Below are 18,172 nucleotides of genomic sequence, written 5' to 3'. Positions count from 1 at the left end.
TTCTGATCTACCTTTATTGGTCTTCCTATCTTCTTTTGGCAGTGTACCGAAAGTTCTGTAAAATATGATTGACTCTATATCCTTTTCCTTTCACCACAAAAAAAACAGGATGCAGAGTCAATGGTTAATGTCGTCTCATTTATAAAAGATTATCTTTTCGATCAGGAAGATGGAATTCGCCAGTTAATTACCTGGTTTTTAAACCTTGTAATGGAGGAGGAAGCCCTCCTCCAATCTGGTGCAAAACGTCATGAGAGGACTGATTCTCGCAAAGCTAGTAGAAACGGTTACAAACCCCGTACTCTCCTGACCAAGTATGGAGAACTTGAATTATTAAAACCTCAGTTCCGTGAGTTTCCCTTTGAAACAGAGGTTTTTGAGAAGTATTCAAGAGTTGAAAAGGCCATTTTAGCTGCCGTGAGTGAATCTTATCTCCAAGGTGTTTCCACCCGAAGGGTGGATAAGATCATGACTGCTTTAGGAGTAGAGGGAATCTCAGCCTCTTCTGTTTCCAGGATTACTAAAGAACTTGATCAAAAGGTTGAAGAGTTCTTATCAAAGCCAATAGAACACGAAATTCCTTATCTGTTTATCGATGCGACTTATCTCAAAGTGAGAGATGGACTTCACTATGAAAATAAAGCTCTTTTCATAGTTGCCGGAGTCAGGGACGACGGTTATCGTGAGATTCTTGGAGCAAGATTAGCAGACAGTGAAGACTCTCTATTCTGGCAAGATCTATTCGAAGACCTTAAAGTAAGAGGGTTAAGAGGTGTCAAGTTAATTGTTTCTGATGGTCATAAAGGAATACAAAAAGCAGTTAGAGAGTCCTTTGTTGGATCAAGCTGGCAAATGTGTCATGTCCATCTGATAAGACAAGCCCTAAAAAAGGTTCCAAAAAAGAAGCAAAAAGAAGTAGCAGATAAAATAAAAGAAGCATTGGTAGACCGTCAGAAGTTACAGGAATTGATTAGAGAACTGGATAAAATGGGATATAAAAGCGCAGCTGATACACTTGAAAGTTTCCAGTATGATGTAATGAATTATATGCAGTTCCCGGAAAATCATTGGAGAAGAATAAGGACAACAAATATCATGGAGAGAACTAACAAGGAGATAAAAAGAAGAACTAAGGTAGTAGGGGCATTCCCGAGTCAGGAATCAGTACTGAGACTCCGAGTCTCAATACTGATTGATATTAATGAAGAGTGGATTACAGGAAATAAGTATTTAATAATGGAACAGTAATCAAAAAAGAAGAGGAAAAAGGTATAGAGAATTTTACAGAAATTCAGGCACACTGCCCTTCTTTTTCTTCCTATTTCTTTTATTTACTGGTATATTGGACTTTATTCCTCTTTTTCTGTTATATTTTCTAATTTTAGCTGTATCATACATTCCATCAGCTGTTACTTTTGAAGGCCTGTTAACAGGCCTTCCTACAGGTCTTTTTATCTTGAAATTTTTAAGTGTAGGTATATAAAGTGTTGAATCATTCTCATTTGCGGGAACAACAATTATAGAGAGGTAGACCCTGTAAGTCTACTAAAACGCTTAATTTCATTCCTTTTACTTTTTTATGACCGTCGTAGCCGATATTCCCCCTTTTTTAGTCGGAATATCCTTTGTATCAGTAAAACAATGAGAGAGATCTATTTTCTTCAAATCATAACCTTTGTTTAAAAGTTCATTAAAGATTTCCTGATAAATTCCATGTTCACAGAGGTAGAGGTGGAATCTATGAACGGTTGATTTAGAACCATAGCGGCGAGGAACATCTTTCCATGTACAACCTGTCATAACAACGTACAAAATACCATTCATTAACTTCCTCATATTTGCACGTGGTCTTCCTGTATGTGGTTTCTGAGGAGGAAGATAAGGCTCTATTGATTCCCATAGAACGTCATCGATTTCATGGAATGACATATAACTATATTTATAATTTCAGCATAATATTACTTTTGGGATAGGCTCTTAAATTAATTATGCCAAAAATTGTTCTATAGCAAATTATATTGTTACGCTAAAAATTTCGAGGCTAACATAAGTTATGCATCTCTTTTAGTTTTAAATTGGAAAACAATAGAAGAGAAAAGAGTACTAAAAATATAGAGAAAAATGGATATAGAGAAAACGGGGCGATATTAATCAAAAATTAATTACAGATAAAAAAACGATAGAAATAAAAAATGCCTGATGCAAGAAGAAGCCCGGTGCCACCTTCATCCTTTACTGCATCCCCCAACACAGTAGCTCTGAAAATATGTTCCCATCAAACATGCTACCAGAGCAGGAACAGGTAACTCCGGGCAATTCTTTCACAATCCGCTAATACTTCGCTATTCAGTCATACCTATCTCTTCCAACTCCAGAATATACCAATAATGTAAAATTACTTTAAATTAATTATACAAAAAATTGTTTTGAAACAAAAAGTATTGCCATGTGAAAAGTTTTAAAGCCAGTACACGACTTTTGTAAAATCTAGTGTCTGACCTGAAAATCTCACAAAAAAGTTCCTAGATGGCACAAAAATTAAGTACATGAATTAAGCTATTAGTAAAAGCTTTCATGTGCAGTCCTGTAGGGTAGTGGTCAATCCTTCGGGCCTTTGGAGCCCGGGACAGCGGTTCGAATCCGCTCAGGACTATCATTATTACTTTGTAAATCTATTTTCATAAACTAGTTAGTTAAAATGTTTGCAATAAGCAGAAATAAACACTTTTTATTCGGCAGTAAATATCGAGTTCTATTTTGATCCACGGCACGAGATGGCAGCATTAAGCAGTTTACATCCTGTGATGCTTTGTGAGGGTTAATTTACTTTGATGCTATTGCGAGCAAATCCACCATGAACTGCAGGCCATGTCACAAGTTTTTCCTTAAGCGCTAAATCCCTGAACTTACTTTATTACCGGTCAGTAATACCGGTCCAGTACCTGCTGCATATTCTGGCATCTTTAAAAGATATTTTGTAACTTTCAACAGATAGATTTTTTTAATATATGAAAGTTATAGTTTAACACGTTTGGGGATGCAAAATGGAAGAAAAGGTGCAAGTCGACAGATGGAAAAACAGAAAAAAAATAATAATTTCCAGCTTAACTTTGATTCTTTTAATAGCAATTGTAATTCTCTTCCTATCAGCTGAACCTTCTGGCAAGGTTGTTTATGTAACTACCAATGGCAGTGGAGAGTTCAACTGCGATGGCATCGATGATCAGATTGAGATAAACAAAGCCCTTGCTTACGTGGCAGAAAACCCTCGGTTCAAGACTGTTCATCTGGAAGGAAATACTACATACATAATATCAGACAGCATTCTTATTGGAAGTAACACAGTCCTGGAAGGAGACTCCACAGCTGTAATCAAACTTGAAGATGAAGCAGACTGGCCAGTAGAAAAGCCTATGATTACGCAGATGAACAGCTATGGAAATCATAATATTATTATAAGGGGTTTTGAGATAGATGGGAATCATGACGGCAATGCAGAAAAAGAGAGAGGAAAGGGATATCATAATCTGATTTATTTCCTTGATTCCGAAAATATACAGGTATACGATGTATACATGCATGACAGCCACGGAGACGGGCTGAAAGTTACAAGCTGTTCAAACATTCAGTTCTACAACAATGCAGTGTATAAGCTAGGCCATGATGCCCTCTATGTCATCTATTCTTCAAACATAGAAGCCTGGAACAATAGAATAACATGCAGAACAAACAGCGGATTGAGGATTTACAACTCAAACCAAGTAAAATTTTACAACAACACTATTAACTCCGAGGGAGAAGGAGGAGCAGGAATTCAGATCCAGAAAGATGGCTCATCAGTCATTATGGATGATATAGAAATCTTCAATAATCTGCTGTATGAAACCAATGCTGCAGGTATCTGGATTACAGGTTACGGGTCCAAATATTCTAAAGACACTGCAAAAGATATATACATCCATAATAACCGGTTTTACAAAACCGGCACCAATCAGGGTGCTGATTGGGCAGGAGGCATAGTACTCAACGGGTTCCAGAACACTATCATAGAAAACAATCTATTCGACAGATGCTATGGTGCAGCCATTGCCCATAAAAGAGTTAGAGCATTTTCAGCTCCCGAATCAGGGTATACTACTGTTGTAAAAAACAATATAATAATTAATACGCAGCCCAGCCATGCAGCCGGAAAAGGATATGCTATATTTAATAAGTTGAACAATACCCATTCGTTTATCCTGGAAAACAACTGTCTTTCAAACAACACAGGTGGAAATTATTTATATGCAAATTCCACATCCGATGTTAATGTTGATAACGGATATATTGAACAGGTAAGTCAGAATGAACCTATGAGAAAAGAATTCCTTTGGAGTGAAGCATTGCTTGCAGGAACGCAATCATCTTGAAAAGGTTGATTTTAATAAAGTTGATTCCTGTGAAATAAGCAAAAAGCCCGGAAGTTCCTTTACTTGAAATCCAGAACATTCCTCATTTTTATACTATATTACAGGATTAACCGGTACGTCCACGTAATATTTTATTTCCGGATTGAGCCAGCCTTTTTCTTTCCAGTATGCATACATAATCAGCAGGAAAACTCTGGCCAGGTTCACCAAAACTTGCCTTCTGGGCACGGAAAATAAATATATCTTTAAGCCCCGGAGAGCGGCGTTCTTTCAAAAGGGAATTATAAAATACATTTGCAGCTTTCTCAAGCTTCTGATTATTTTCCTGCTCTTTTTCCCGGATATTGGCCCAGGAGGAGTTACTATACCGAACGTGAAGATATTTCAAATCCCCATACTCCGGCTACCAGTTTCAGATAATCCAGGACTTCTTTAAGGCCCGGAACGCCGGTAGTGGAGAGAAGAAGGGCTTTTTTATCGAAAAAGCGAGGACGATGAAAAATATAAGAGAAACGGTCGATAAAAGTTTTCATGAGTGCGGAAACATTCATACCATATACGGGCGTTGCAAAGATTACTCCATCTGCAGAATGCATCTTTTGTTCAATCGCAGGTGCATCATCTTTACACGGGCAGTGGTTTTCACCGGTCGTAAAACAGACAAAGCAGCCGTGGCATTGAGACAGATCCGCATCTTTGAGCATCAGATATTCGAATTCAATATTGCCCAGATCTTGCAATACTCTTCTATTTTTTGGCCGCACGATAAGTATTGCTTTTTCGAGGACTTCCCATGATTGGAGATACAATCTTCAAACTTTACTTTTGTTCAAGTTTATTCGATAATCATTACCTTATTAGTATTACCATAAGGTTTTCTTATAAGGAGTGATTTGTTTTCCAGTTTTTGTAATAATCTGCTTACCTTTACTTTTGAAAGACCGGACTCAAGTACAAGTTCGCTTTGCAGTATCTGTTTTTTTTCGTAAACGATTAAATATAATTTTTTTTCATCTCCTTCAAGCAGGTCGGATGCAATTTTTCTTTTGTGTTCGGCTCTATTAAATGAGAACTGACCAGTTTCATGAAATGAAAATGTATCAGCTTTATATGGTAATGATACTGCTTTTTCAAAGTCAAGTTCCGGTTCTTCAGGAGTTTCGGTTTCTTCTTGAGGAGTATCGTTGTTACCAGCCACATTGTTATAGTCTGCTTTGTTATAGTCTACTTTATTTGTATCTTCTTCCTGATAAAGTGGAAACTGATTTCCAATTACTGTTTCTGTAACTGTCGGATTTGTTGTTTTTTGAGTTACTTCCATGCTTGCAGTAAGCATGGTCAGGCTATATGTTCCTATAGAAGTTAGAACAAGCATGATGAGTACTTTATTCATTGTGAACATTGTTGGGACAGCAACGGCAAAAGGCTGTTCATCGCTCAAAGAAACAGAAAGACTTGTGATTCCTTGAGAAAAGAGAAGTAAAGAGAGAGAAAACAATGAAGCTGCAAGAATTATTGCATACACAAGTTCTTTCTTATTCACTGTAATTCCCCGATGAACTGATAGTTATAAATCCGCTGGCTTGGAGAGAGGAGTTATCTTTATCCAGTACGACTACAGAGACCACAGGAGCATACTCGCCTTCTACACGAATGCGGCTTTCGCTGTTATTTTCGCGGTCACTGTTATTCAAAAGTTCTCTGTAATATGAAACTGTTTCATTGTCACCGTTTAGTATCTTTTCCAGTTCATCATACGAAATAGTTACCGAATTATATGATGCTAAACATGATGTTGAATATACTATGTAGGGACCAGCCGTAACAAGCGGGGATTCCAGCTGATAGAATGAATATACAGCAGTCCAATCAAAATAGATGTTGTTTTCATTTAGGGAATTTTTAAAGGAATCTACAGTTTCGGAACCTATCAATGTTACCTCATTGTCATCTAATAAAACATTGTCAGGATATTTATTTTTAATTTCCGACAATACATTTTTCACTTCACTGGTGATAAGATACTGTGGAATAATCATTCCGGCAGAATTTGCTTCTATCGCAACAAATGTGCTGTTTTCCTCAGGAATGCTTTTACTACCTGCATAACCAAGTGCAATAGCAATTATACATATTGCCAGCAAAAAGACTACCGCACTAGCTTTATATGCTTTCATAACAAAATCATCTCTCAGATATTAAATATCGTAACAGTTGGCAAGCAAGATTAATTTTCATATGTTTATATACAATAATTAAAAAGAATATAGATATGATTAAAATATGTAAGAATACTGTATATATTTCGTTATTAACCGCTCTTTCAAAAATATAAAGGATCTGCAAAGTTTGAATAGCCTCAGAACCTGCAGTACCGTTCATTTTTGCAGTATTTTTCATCTTTGCAGTACTTTTCATCTTTATATTTAACTCATCTGATATCCTGTCTCATGAAAACCAGATATGTTGCTATAAGCGAAATTATCGCCCATACAAGCATAGAGATAATATTGCTTATCTTGCCCGATAGAACTTCCAACATATCGGTTTCACTCTGAATCGAAGAATCGGTCACCATTATATTTACAAAATCATCTCCTAAAACAGCACCGGAAATCTGCTCATAATTTTGAGTTGGGGATAGGAAAGATTCTATCGTGTTTTGAATCTTCCATTTTTTTTGATATTTATTAAATGAGCTTTCTCCTCCATCTTCACTTACATTTTCTCCATCGGTATTGCTAAAGGTAATCGAAAAAGAATCAGTAGAAGTAACTTTTCCACCGTAAAATACCGTATCATCTATTGGAACCATTGCATCTGAAACCACGGCTGAAAAGGAAGTTATTATCATTGTACTTACTACCCAGAACATGAATGAGTAAAGTATAGAGCTGGTCCCATTTTTAGAAACAGTTGAGAAGAATATGCTTATTCCTAAAAAAGTAATGAGATACAGTGTTGATATTACCATAAACAGCGTAATAGAAATAAGGTCAGATCCTGTTAAGTTCACCCCCATAACCAGCGCACAAGCGATTGAAAGTATGGATGTGATGGCAAGTGTTAATATTAATACCCCGATTTTCCCAAGGAATTTACCGTTAATAACATCTTCCCGGTACAGGGGATAGGACAAAAGTAATTTCAAGTTGCCTCTTTCTTTTTCTCCTGAAACTGCATTATATCCGAGGATTATCGCCATTATTGCCCCTATTATCCCTATATTTGATACCATTTCCCGAAATATCACTGCTGTTAGTTTAGGCTCGGGAAAATAACTGAAGACATCGTTTTCTTCGATACCCTGAGTGTCAGCCTGGAGTTTTTGATACTGGTCAAGTTGCTTGTCATAATTATTGATACCCGTTATAGAAGATACCAGCATCAGCACTAAGAATATTCCAAATATAATCAGGAATGTTTTACTCTTTAAACTATCAAAAAACTCCTTTTTTGCGATTACAGCGATTTTATTATTTACCATTTAAGCCACCTGGTAATATTCCTCAAAAATATCATACATATCTTCCTTCTCGTACTCAAGAGTCAGAACATGAACATTATTTTCATTCAGCAAGGAATCAAGAGATTCCCTGATGTCTGTATCGGAGGTGATTTTAAACACAGTACCCCTTTGAAAAAATGAGATATCTTTTATGGATTTGAGAATTGATGCCGTTTTTTCAATGTTTTTAGTCTCTAGGAGTATACAATTACTTTTTTCATGCTTACAAAGGTTCTCGAGTGTGTCATATGTTGCTAATTTTCCCTGCTTCATAATAGCAATTTTCGAGCAGATTTCTTTAATCTCGGACAAAACATGAGAAGAGACTACTATCGCAACTCCTCTCTCGTTTAAACTTTTTAAAAGCATATTCATCTCTATTCGAGCTTTGGGATCAAGCCCTGATGTAGGCTCATCAAGAAAGATTACCTTCGGATCTTTAACAAGAGCTTGTGCAAAACCGATTCTCTGTATCATTCCTTTCGAGAATTCACCAACCTTTTTATCTGCCCACCTGCTCATACCGACAATTTCAAGAAGTTCGGGGATTCTGGATTTATCAGCATCTGCAAGCTCAGAGAAGTATTCGAGGTTTTGTTTTGCGGTTAAATTTTCATAATAAAGAGTGTTGTCCGGAAGAAAACTTATATTCTTTTTTAATTCCATCATGTTTTTTTCAATACTCTTACCACAAACTTTTATACTTCCGGAAGTCTGCATCGTTAATCCTGCAAGCATTACAAGAAGTGTTGTTTTACCTGCCCCGTTATGGCCTAAAAGCCCGATCAAGTCACCTTCGTAAATATCAAGTGATACGTTGTCCACCGCCGTCAAGTCCCCATATCTCTTGGTGAGATTTTTAATTTCAAGAACTTTCTCCATGTTTATCTCCTCCCGTACTTTTTGAACACAAAAAACAAGCCTGAGACTACTAAAACAATAATTAGTATTCCAATCCAGGCTGAGTTTGATCGCGAGTTTACATTAACTCTTAACTTCGTTTCTTCAGTCTTTACATTATCAGCCACTCCTTTTATGTCCACAAAATAATCCCCGTTTTCGGTTTCAGAGGGTATACGAATTGTCAAATCTACAGTTTCATATTCTTTTGACTTTATGAGATCAATTTTTTTCTCTGAAACATCGATTTCCCAGTTCTCCATTGGCGATTTGATATCAAGTCCAATATCTTTCAGGTCTACATCACCGGAATTGAAGATCCTTACAGGTACCACAATCTCGGATCCGCTCTTGCCTGAAACATAGAGCTTTGACAACTGAATAGCAATTTTTTCAATAGATTTGCTGGAATTCTCTTCTACAATGAAAGGAAAAGTTAGAACAGCTGATGACCTTCCGGAAGCATTTACAGAAAAATTATGTTCTCCCGGAGTGCAATCGTTATCGATTTTCAGCTCAATATTAACATCTTTTGTTTCTTTCGGACTCAATTTTATTTTATTAATCCTGTAATCTCCATAAGTAAACTTATGTGTATAAAACTCCGATTCACCTGCATCCAGGCAAATTAACTCGTCTATACAGCCATCGTTGCTGATTTTTAGAGGGATATTGATAATCTCGTCCTGATATGTGAGTAGAAATTCAGGAGCAGTTGTTGACATGTTGATTTCTGAAAAAAGATCTTTTTTTGACCAGACTTTCAATTTGAGTTTGCCAAGTCCTGCATCATCGGCATTGAGGGCAATTGACGAATTTAAAAAAATGATCTTGTCTTCAAGTTCTCTAATTTCCTTAGACCCGCTAAAGGACCTTAGTTGGTAAAATTTTTCAGAACCCTTAAAACCGACTTTTTTATCAAACGTAACCAGCTCAACAAAACTGGTTCCGTTTTCCTGGAAATTACGGTAATAACTTATAACATAATTTCCCAGTTCTATTTTTTCATTTGCGGATAAGTTAATGTTCTCTTCAAGCCATTTATTGCCATTAAATTCACCCGTATTAAATTCATTAATGTTTATAATTTCAATAGATTCGGCAGCAGTAGCTGGACAAATAAACGTAATAAGTACAAACAGAAATAAAAGTAAAGATAACAATGCAGTTACTTTGTCAATTATTTTATTTTGTACTTTCAAAATTTTACTACTCATGTTATAACTCCAGATCCATTGAAGTTCAGCAATCCCTAGGTTGAAACAGTATTTTGATTTAACCTGAAACCAGTTGCAGAAACGTGAAACTCGTTGATACGGTATTTAACTGTAGTATTATTTTCAAAAATAAACCAGAAAGAGCAGTTTCTTAAAGATTGGAAACCTGAAAATTCAAAGGAAATCTCAATTATATAAATTAAGAGTAATTATATAACCATTAGAAAAGGTACTGAAATAGGGAAAAAATAAAGCCAGAAAAAAAATATTTAGTTATTATCATTATTTTCTGAGATACTTCAATCAATTAGTTGTAAGACATATCAGAATCTTTCCCGGGGGTGAGAGAATTACTTCATTAATATCCGAAGACGCAGGACCCAAAGAACTTGAAGCAATAGCAGTGGCAGTACATTCCCTTATCGGGCTTCCTACCACAATCCGCAGTTCAAAGAAAAAAGGGCTTCGTCTGGAAAATGGAAAAATAATTGACAGAGACTATACAGGACCGGTACTCGAAGAAGTGCTCAGGACCGGAAAGACTGTGCGTGGAGTCCCGAAGGAAGGTACATACCTCGGCAGAAATGTGGTTGTTTCTCCTATATTCTCTGAGGACGGAAGAGTTATTGCAGCAATAGGAATCGTTGATCTCCTTTCTCTCCTTAAGATGCAGGAAATAATCAGGACTGTGGTTAATAACAGCCCTGCAGTTGTTTTTTTGTGGAAAAATGAAGAAAAAAGGCCTTCGGAATTTGTTTCGGAAAATGTTGTTCAGTTCGGATATACAGTTGAGGATTTTATTTCCGGCAATTTCCTTTACGATGATATCATCCATTCTGATGACCGGAATAGGGTCGAAGAAGCGCTTGAAAAACGTATCCGAAGGGGTGAAGTCGACTTCAATATGGAGTACAGAATATTTACAAAAGCCGGAGACCTGCGCTGGGTAAATGAAAGAGCATTTATCCAGAGAAACAAAGAAGGAGAGATAACCCACTTACAGGGGCTTGTCCTCGATATAACCGAAAGGAAAGATAAGGAGGAAGCCCTCAGGGAATCTTTTGAGATGCAGAAACTGCTCAGGACTATAATAAATAATAGCCAGGCAGTGGCTTTTCTGTGGGAAAATAAAGAAAACCTGCCTGCAGATTATGTTTCTGAGAACGTAACCCAGTTAGGGTACACCGTAGAAGATTTCACATCAGGAAAAGTGATGTACGGAAGCATAATTCATGGAGACGACATAGGCAGGGTTAAAGAAACCCTTAAACGCAATATCGCTGAGGGTCAGGACTCTTTCGGAATTGAGTACAGGATTTTCACAGGAGACGGAAAAATGCTCTGGGTGGATGAGAGAGTCTTTATTCAGAGGGACACGGAAGGCAGAGCAACTCACCTACAGGGCCTTGTTGTAGACATTACCGAAAGAAAAGAAGCCCAGAAAATGCTTGAAATTCAGCGGGAAATAGGAGCTAAACTCAACACTACCTGGAATCTCCATGCCATTCTTAACATGGTACTTGATGCCTGCCTGCAGATAAACGGGATAGATGCCGGAGGGATATATATCAAGGACGAACTTCTGGATCAGATAAACCTTATTGAGTCTCGCGGAATCTCCCCGGAATTCAAAGAAAAGGTTTCCAGGTTCAGGGCAGAATCGAGTGAAGCAAAACAGGTCTGGGCTGAAAAACCCGTCTACTCAATGGATTTTTACTCAGAAGATATGGCTGAAGCGGCAAGGACAGAAGGAATTACAGCAGTTGCAGTGATCCCTCTAAAGTATAGCAACGAAATAATAGGCAGCCTGAATTTTGCATCCCATACTCTGGATAGGATTCCCTGGAATATCCGCAACTTCCTTGAAAGCATCGCCCTCCAGGTAGTAAGCCATATCGCTCCTGTCTGCATTCAGGCAGATCTTTCATAAAAAGTTCAAGAACTGAAGACCATTGGTTCTCTCTTCAGTTCTTGAATCTCAAGTAGCAGTAAAAGGAAACGATCGTTACCCAAATACTCAGACCTAAATAATAAAATCAAAACTCTTTTAGCAGGCAGGTTTCACAATTTGTCCTATCAGGGTTTGCTAAACTTAAGGATGTATTCAGGGAAAACACGTCTTGCCTTCCCTCCGGGACTAATGAGCAATACTGACACGGGTTCATTTACAGGAAGATGATATTTTGAAAGGAAGCAGTTAACGCTGCTGCTGAAGGGGATGTTATCCTTGTAGGAGAAGGGAGATACACTGAAAACATACTCGTAAACAAATATCTAAAAAATTATATCTGAGAATTCAAATCCTGAAAAAACCATAATTACTGCTCTAGATCCGGAAATCCCTGTGTTCCACATGACTTCTAATTTTGTAAAAATCAGCGGATTCACTTTAAGAGGAGCAAACTCTACATACGGAATATATCTCGATGGTGTTTCCGGAAGTAGTATCAATAACAACTATTTTTCTGAAAAACTGGAGAAGCATCATGTTAAGAGATTCGCACGAGAACTCTCTGAAAAATAATCGTCTATAAAACAGCGACGATGGAATCTGGCTTGAAAGAATACCGTTCATTAACTTCCTCATATTTGCGCGTGGTCTTCCTGTATGTGGTTTCTGAGGAGGAAGATAAGGCTCTATTGATTTCCATAGAACATCATCGATTTCATGGAATGACATAAAAGTAAATTTATATTTTCAACATAATATTACTTATGGGATAGGCTCCTACATAACTACCTGAATAACAGTCAGAATGCCGAAAACTACGGAACAAATACCTGGAACATTTCGAAAACAACCGGTGTGAATATTGCAGGAGGACCTTACCTAGGCGGGAATTTCTGGGTTTCTCCGGAAGGAGATGGTTTTTCACAAACAGCTTCGGATGAAGACGGAGATATGATTGCAGACCTCCCGTTCAACATAACGGAAACGAACTATGATTACCTTTCCCTTGTATTCGGGAAAATTTCAGAAAAAACCGAAAGTACGGAAGGGAACAGTTGCAATAATACAGAGTAAGCCTGGATAAGAAAGGAGGGAGAAATATATACGGAAAAAACCCGAATCTATTTGTCCTGTTAGTCCTGGGAATGATTGTTTCCCAATTAGTTTTCCCGGTATCAGCCGGAGATTCCAGTGAGCAAGAAAATGCTGCGGGGATACGGGATAAGGTCATAACAGGCGTAGGAGGATCACTGGTCACTCAGGAATGGGCTGACCAGATAGGAGCTGATATCTATGCTTCAGGTCCGGAAGATGCTGTTTTCAAAGCAAAATCGGTTCTCTTAAACGGCAGCATCCCTGAAACCCATATTTCAGTTGACGAGAATACCAGTTGCGGAGGCTGCCACGGATAAATTCACAGTTTCAAGGAGTCTTCGGAAAGGACTATTGGGAGGAGTCCCTTTCTCCCAATCAAATATGTAAAACAGGAAAGATTTTCAGTAATAATTGGTTTTTCACTGAATATTCCACATATCCTTCAAATTTTCCTCTTTGAGTAAAAAAAGACTATGTATGTAAGTAAGATAGTCACACATGGATATAAATAGAAATATCAGTGGTGGCTGTGCTTATGAAAGAGTTAAAGATTCTGCTAATTCTGTTATTCATTCTCCCTCTTATTTTTTTGAGTATTACCATCGGACCTTTCATATTACTGAGTTTTATTGACAGTTCCTGGTACTATTCAGAGGCTGTAAATGTGGGGCCGGTTGATTACAATGCCGAACTCGCAAAAGCAGAAGAAGCAGGTTATACTGTGAAGGGGGTCTTGGCCCTGGCCCGGAGATAATTCAGGTTTTGGAACATGGAAAGTGGCAGAGGCAAAAGAAAAATTCGGAAATGCAACCGTTGTGCAGGAAATAAGGCTCTACTATGACAGCAATTCCGAACTTGTGGTCTGCAAATATGATGGACAACCAGAAACTTATCTCGCCTTTACAAATACGACCCACCGGGACCTTAATTCGTCCCTCAAGCCTTCGGAATACCCCGAAGAAAAATGGATGCTTGAGATGATCGGACTTCTCTTTGACCTGGATGAAGCCACTTCCCGGTCCTATATGAGAGAAATGAAAGCAGCCGCACAAAATCAGACATGGGACGTGAAGCTTCAGGTGAATGAATCTCTGGACTTTCCTTCAGTCTATGACTATCTTCAGAAAAACAGCGCCAGCTCCGGATCAGATGTCACTGGAATTCTTATTCAGAGCTCGGATGCGGAGGAGATATTTTTAAGGAACGAAAGCAGACTGGGATACATAAAATACTTCATACCCACCGCTGAGGTTGAAACTTTCGATAATGGGAATCAATACAAGCTTGGACTCAGAGCTTCAGGAGACGTAAAACTAGAAATAATAATGCCCGGAGGAAGCAGTGGAGAAACAATACCTGAAGAGGAATACCGGGCAGTCTTCAGAGAAATGTTTGACAATATGGGGCTTCCTCCAGAAGCTGTAGATAGATTTGAATTCTTTTACAGTAGTTCACTGGCATGGTAAAAGAAGTAAAAGACGAGAAAAACAGTAGATTATGAGCTTGAACATTAGGTAAAAAACAGTTTGGTGGTTCACAGGGGACCCTGTGTCAATGAAGTAGATTTCGGGATCAGCTTTCAGACTGTCCTGAATTTACTTCATTTTACATCTTACGCGTCAATGAAGTATATTACGGGATCGGTTTTCAAGCCGTCCTGAATTTGCTTCATTTACCTTACGCGTTAATGAGTCAATGAAATAGATTTCGGGATCAGTTTTCAGGCTGTCCTGAATTTGCTCCATTTTACAGCTCTTCCCTTATGAACCAATTAATACTATGTAAGTTATAATATAAAATACCTGCGATAGAAGTATAGAATATTTAATCAGTTAATAAATATAGCAGTTGGGTGCCCTTGTGCACCTGAAGAGATGCTTTCATTTGTTTTCAGTATTTAGCAAATCCCTCCAAGCAAATAGATTAAGATAAAGGTTCAGGGCATTTTACTCTGTTAATCCAGACTAAATCCTGAAGTGCAGCCCAGAACCAGTCAACTACCCGCCACTGAAGTGGCAGGCATGTAATTGCCCTGGTTGACCAGCTTAAGTTCTTCGAGAACTACGTTGGGAATGTCATAACACCTACGAATACTTCCTCAGTTTGTAGCTCTGTTGTATAGCATTAAAAGTTCTGAAGGGCAGGAACAGTGTGCTATACCTAACAAGCGTTTCCAATATTAGCGAGAGGAGAAACGAAAGTTCATTACCAGATATAGGATCAAACCTGTGTTTGAGATAGGAGAAATTCAAGATTGTGTTTGTATTAAACAAAAACAAGCAGCCGTTAAGTCCCTGTCATTCAGCAGAGATGGAAAGTGTATGATCACTGGTTGCTACAGGATTACCTGTCGAATGTGGCACAGGTGCGAGAACAAAGATGAATCGAATCGGTTTGAATCTGCCAAAAGACCATCATTTCGATGCCGTTTGTGTTGGGCAATCGACACCAGGAATTATTAAAATAAAAACTAATGAGGTTTTACATATAAAAGCAAAAAGCCGAGGATCACATTGCAGAACCAATCTTGATAGATACGGATTTCCAAGAGGTTATCTGAGTAGACAAAAAAGTTTCTTTGGGCTCCACAGGAGATATTGTTAAGGCGATAGTACCTGAAGGAAAGTACAAAGGAACCTGGACTGGCGCTCTGGCCTGTAGAAAAAATGGATATTTTGATATCAAAAATAAAGAAGGTGTTAGGATCGCACAGGGAATTAATCATAAACACTGTAAAGTGTTGAGCAGAGTAGACGGATACGAATATACAACGGAATGCCTGAAAGTTGACGGCATTCTTCTCATGACTAAAGTCACAAGCATCCTGCCTTGGGAAACGTGAATTTTCTTTCCTTACTCTGCCTTACTTTTCTTTACCTTCCGGCTTCCCTGATACTCTTCAGGATTTCTTTTACACCGGGTCTTTTTCCATACATGAGCAAATAAACCCTGAACAGTCGGCTCGAAATTATGATTACTGCGTGAATAGAAACAAACAGGATCAATATGCTCGCTGCGATCTGGTAGAAAGGCACTTCCGATGTCCCTATCCTGGAAAGCATGGCTACGGGAGATGTAAAGGGGAAAAGGGAAAGGAAAATTGCAAGAGGGCTGTCGGGCTTCGTGAGGATGAGCTGCATGAAAACAAGAGGAAACGCGGCAGCAAATGTGAAAATTCCCGCAACCTGCTGGCTCTCCTGAAGAGAACCTGTTACTGCCCCGATCCCTGCCATCATGCTGGCAAAGAAGAGAAAACCTAACAGGAAATAGATAAGAGCGAGAAAAAGAAGCATGGGCTCAACTTTTACAGGGAGGGCATACCCACCCCCGAGAATGATTACTGAGAGCCAGATGACAATCTGCACAAGGCCGACTGCACCGAGCCCGATTACTTTGCCTGTAAGAAGTTCGGTAGGGGTAGCAGAAGAGAGAAGAACTTCCATAATCCTGTTTTCCTTCTCTTCGGCAACTCCGCGAAGAAGATAGCCCGATGAGGAGAAAATGCTGAAAAAGAGGAGAAAAGCAGTAAGGAAAGGCAGACCAAAGTCAGTCAGGATCTCTTCTATGCCCTGTTCTGAAAACTCTCCGTTGTCCCCTACATTATACATCTTCAAATTGATAGGGTTTTTGACTCTCTGGAGCACAGACTCGTCCACGTTGTCTTTCAGGAGAGAATCAATTGCTATATTTGAAAGTTCACCCGATAGCTCGAACCCCGGAACTGACGCTCCTTTCCCTGAAGTATAGAGTTCTGTTACGCCGGTCTCAAGGAAATCTTCAGGGACTATAAGATAAGAAGAGATTTTTCCGGACTGCATATCTTCCCTGGCTTCGGAACTCTCTTCGTATTCTATAAATTCTATGGTCGAAGCCTTTGCCCCAAGCGGACCTACAGAAAAACCTTCACTGGTTAAAGATTCCGGGAAATCGAAGGAGCCGGTCATGTCAATGTAACCTACCCTCTGGTCTTCTGCAGAAGTGGTAGTGGCAAGCAGAGAGGGAACAATAGCAATTGCGGCAAGGAAAAGAGGAAAAGCAAAAGTCATGAAAAGAAACTCTTTACGCCTGATGGTTTTCAAAAACTCGTACCTGGCGACAATAAAGGTTTTTTCGGGAAATTTACTCACCAGAAACACGCTCCACAGTCTCAATAAAAATTTCATTCAGGGAGGGAAGTGCCTGCTCAAAGCGCAGGATCTCGGTTCTCCTTACAAGCTCCTGAAGAACTGTCTGTGCTCTTATTCCGTCTTCAGGAAAGATCTCAACCGATCCTTCACGCTCTATAATCTTTCTGATGCCTGGAATTTCCTGAAGAATGTTCAAACTCTCTTTTTCTGCGAACTCCACAAGCAGGGAGTTTTTTCCCTGTTCTTTTCTTATACCTGCAACTGTGCCGTAAAGTACTCTCTGGCCTTTATTGAGCATAAGAATTCTGTCACATAGCTTTTGCGCCTGCTCCATCATGTGGGTGGAAAGAATAACTGTTCTGCCTGCGTTCCTGTACTCAAGTATTTTTGCTTTAACGGTTTTCGTGCTTACCGGATCAAGCCCGGAAAAAGGTTCGTCAAGAATAATAAGTTCAGGGTCGTGGATAATAGAAGAAAGAAACTGAATTTTTTGCTGCATTCCTTTTGAAAGCTCTTCTACTCTTTTTCCCCTGTGTTCGTACAGATCCAGGGACTTAAGAAGCGCCTCTGCGTTCGCCTGAGCCTCTTTCTTAGGAACATTTTTAAGTTGGGCGAGGTACACAAGCGTATCCAGGAGCTTTGTTTTCCTGTACAGCCCGCGTTCTTCAGGCAGGTAGCCTATCCTGTCTTTTCCAGCGGCAGTAAGAGAATCCCCAAAAACCCGGATCTCTCCCGAGTCCGGCTTTATAATGTCAAGAAGCAGCCTTATAAGGGTGGTCTTTCCAGCCCCGTTTGGCCCGAGCAGCCCGAAGATTTCACCCTGCTCAACTGAAAAAGAGATATCTCTTATAACATTTTTTTCGGCGAAAGACTTTGATACGCCTTTAAATTCCAGAGCATGCATCCAGATTAAATATCTTCCAATATAGAATAAGTTTATTGAATGTTTGGTTTAAGTCAATTTA

The 18,172-nt window shown here is 38.8% G+C and carries 19 protein-coding genes, 1 tRNA gene and 2 pseudogenes; 11 read left to right on the top strand and 11 right to left on the bottom strand.

Annotated features, from left to right (window positions below; all coding sequences use genetic code 11):
* The first annotated feature begins 68 nt into the window (after positions 1–68).
* Positions 69–1,248, top strand: a pseudogene (locus tag MSHOH_RS01720) (IS256 family transposase).
* A 33-nt stretch (positions 1,249–1,281) separates the two neighbouring features.
* Here MSHOH_RS01720 and MSHOH_RS25910 read toward each other — a convergent pair.
* A complete protein-coding gene (locus MSHOH_RS25910) occupies positions 1,282–1,521 on the bottom strand; it encodes a transposase (protein WP_082089199.1) in 240 nt (79 codons plus the stop codon).
* Between the two features lie 48 nt (positions 1,522–1,569).
* Positions 1,570–1,929, bottom strand: a complete 360-nt coding sequence (locus MSHOH_RS01715; protein ID WP_048136859.1) for a transposase — start codon at positions 1,927–1,929, stop codon at positions 1,570–1,572.
* Positions 1,930–2,580: 651 nt separating this feature from the next.
* On the opposite strand from MSHOH_RS01715, the gene MSHOH_RS01710 reads away from it, so the two are divergent.
* Positions 2,581–2,653, top strand: a tRNA-Gln gene (locus tag MSHOH_RS01710).
* 457 nt (positions 2,654–3,110) lie between these two features.
* Entirely contained in the window at positions 3,111–4,409 is a 1,299-nt protein-coding gene (locus MSHOH_RS01705) for a right-handed parallel beta-helix repeat-containing protein (protein ID WP_239451157.1), read from the top strand.
* Positions 4,410–4,515: 106 nt separating this feature from the next.
* Here the strand turns inward: MSHOH_RS01705 and MSHOH_RS21850 are convergent, their stop codons facing one another.
* The 7 genes from MSHOH_RS21850 to MSHOH_RS01670 all read right to left on the bottom strand — a co-directional run bounded on the left by MSHOH_RS21850 (position 4,516) and on the right by MSHOH_RS01670 (position 10,034).
* The gene (locus MSHOH_RS21850) at positions 4,516–4,797 is read right to left on the bottom strand and encodes a hypothetical protein (protein ID WP_052730666.1); all 282 of its coding nucleotides are present in this window, start codon (positions 4,795–4,797) and stop codon (positions 4,516–4,518) included.
* Positions 4,772–5,218 (bottom strand): flavodoxin family protein, encoded by a 447-nt coding sequence (locus tag MSHOH_RS21845; RefSeq protein ID WP_052730665.1) that lies wholly within the window; start codon positions 5,216–5,218, stop codon positions 4,772–4,774. The genes MSHOH_RS21850 and MSHOH_RS21845 overlap by 26 nt, the downstream gene beginning before the upstream one ends.
* Positions 5,219–5,244: 26 nt before the next feature.
* Positions 5,245–5,952 (bottom strand): helix-turn-helix transcriptional regulator, encoded by a 708-nt coding sequence (locus MSHOH_RS01695; protein WP_048136858.1) that lies wholly within the window; start codon positions 5,950–5,952, stop codon positions 5,245–5,247.
* Positions 5,945–6,586: a hypothetical protein gene (locus tag MSHOH_RS01690; RefSeq protein ID WP_048136857.1), complete on the bottom strand. Its 642-nt coding sequence runs from the start codon at positions 6,584–6,586 to the stop codon at positions 5,945–5,947. The genes MSHOH_RS01695 and MSHOH_RS01690 overlap by 8 nt, the downstream gene beginning before the upstream one ends.
* Before the next feature lie 254 nt (positions 6,587–6,840).
* Positions 6,841–7,896: an ABC transporter permease gene (locus MSHOH_RS01680; RefSeq protein ID WP_048136855.1), complete on the bottom strand. Its 1,056-nt coding sequence runs from the start codon at positions 7,894–7,896 to the stop codon at positions 6,841–6,843.
* Positions 7,897–8,799, bottom strand: a complete 903-nt coding sequence (locus MSHOH_RS01675; RefSeq protein WP_052730664.1) for an ABC transporter ATP-binding protein — start codon at positions 8,797–8,799, stop codon at positions 7,897–7,899.
* Positions 8,800–8,801: 2 nt separating this feature from the next.
* The gene (locus MSHOH_RS01670; RefSeq protein ID WP_048136854.1) at positions 8,802–10,034 is read right to left on the bottom strand and encodes a COG1470 family protein; all 1,233 of its coding nucleotides are present in this window, start codon (positions 10,032–10,034) and stop codon (positions 8,802–8,804) included.
* A gap of 403 nt (positions 10,035–10,437) precedes the next feature.
* Here MSHOH_RS01670 and MSHOH_RS01665 point away from each other — a divergent pair, with 403 nt between their 5' ends.
* The 8 genes and pseudogenes from MSHOH_RS01665 to MSHOH_RS24470 all read left to right on the top strand — a co-directional run bounded on the left by MSHOH_RS01665 (position 10,438) and on the right by MSHOH_RS24470 (position 15,922).
* Positions 10,438–11,964 carry a PAS domain-containing protein gene (locus MSHOH_RS01665; protein ID WP_239451155.1) on the top strand — a complete coding sequence of 509 codons (1,527 nt, stop codon included), beginning with the start codon at positions 10,438–10,440 and terminating at the stop codon, positions 11,962–11,964.
* Between the two features lie 414 nt (positions 11,965–12,378).
* Complete coding sequence (locus MSHOH_RS24935) at positions 12,379–12,558, top strand: hypothetical protein (RefSeq protein WP_239451413.1); 180 nt, start codon at positions 12,379–12,381, stop codon at positions 12,556–12,558.
* A gap of 216 nt (positions 12,559–12,774) precedes the next feature.
* A pseudogene (locus MSHOH_RS25805) lies at positions 12,775–12,837 on the top strand (hypothetical protein); the annotation flags it as partial.
* A gap of 3 nt (positions 12,838–12,840) precedes the next feature.
* On the top strand, positions 12,841–13,059 hold the full coding sequence (locus MSHOH_RS01660) for a hypothetical protein (protein WP_048136852.1): 219 nt from the start codon (positions 12,841–12,843) through the stop codon (positions 13,057–13,059).
* 71 nt (positions 13,060–13,130) lie between these two features.
* Positions 13,131–13,397, top strand: coding sequence for a hypothetical protein (locus MSHOH_RS01655; RefSeq protein WP_052730663.1), 267 nt, complete (start codon positions 13,131–13,133; stop codon positions 13,395–13,397).
* A gap of 218 nt (positions 13,398–13,615) precedes the next feature.
* Positions 13,616–13,834 (top strand): hypothetical protein, encoded by a 219-nt coding sequence (locus MSHOH_RS24925; RefSeq protein WP_052730662.1) that lies wholly within the window; start codon positions 13,616–13,618, stop codon positions 13,832–13,834.
* Between the two features lie 22 nt (positions 13,835–13,856).
* Entirely contained in the window at positions 13,857–14,546 is a 690-nt protein-coding gene (locus tag MSHOH_RS01650; RefSeq protein WP_052730661.1) for a hypothetical protein, read from the top strand.
* A 1,112-nt stretch (positions 14,547–15,658) separates the two neighbouring features.
* Complete coding sequence (locus tag MSHOH_RS24470) at positions 15,659–15,922, top strand: hypothetical protein (RefSeq protein WP_052730660.1); 264 nt, start codon at positions 15,659–15,661, stop codon at positions 15,920–15,922.
* Positions 15,923–15,953: 31 nt separating this feature from the next.
* On the opposite strand, the gene MSHOH_RS01640 is transcribed toward MSHOH_RS24470, so the two are convergent.
* The gene (locus MSHOH_RS01640) at positions 15,954–17,207 is read right to left on the bottom strand and encodes an ABC transporter permease (protein WP_239451153.1); all 1,254 of its coding nucleotides are present in this window, start codon (positions 17,205–17,207) and stop codon (positions 15,954–15,956) included.
* Complete coding sequence (locus MSHOH_RS01635; RefSeq protein WP_048136849.1) at positions 17,200–18,111, bottom strand: ABC transporter ATP-binding protein; 912 nt, start codon at positions 18,109–18,111, stop codon at positions 17,200–17,202. The genes MSHOH_RS01640 and MSHOH_RS01635 overlap by 8 nt, the downstream gene beginning before the upstream one ends.
* Positions 18,112–18,172: the final 61 nt, after the last annotated feature.

The organism is Methanosarcina horonobensis HB-1 = JCM 15518 (assembly GCF_000970285.1).
In the GTDB taxonomy this organism is placed as follows: Archaea; Halobacteriota; Methanosarcinia; order Methanosarcinales; family Methanosarcinaceae; genus Methanosarcina; species Methanosarcina horonobensis.
This window is presented reverse-complemented; position numbering and strand designations above follow the sequence as displayed.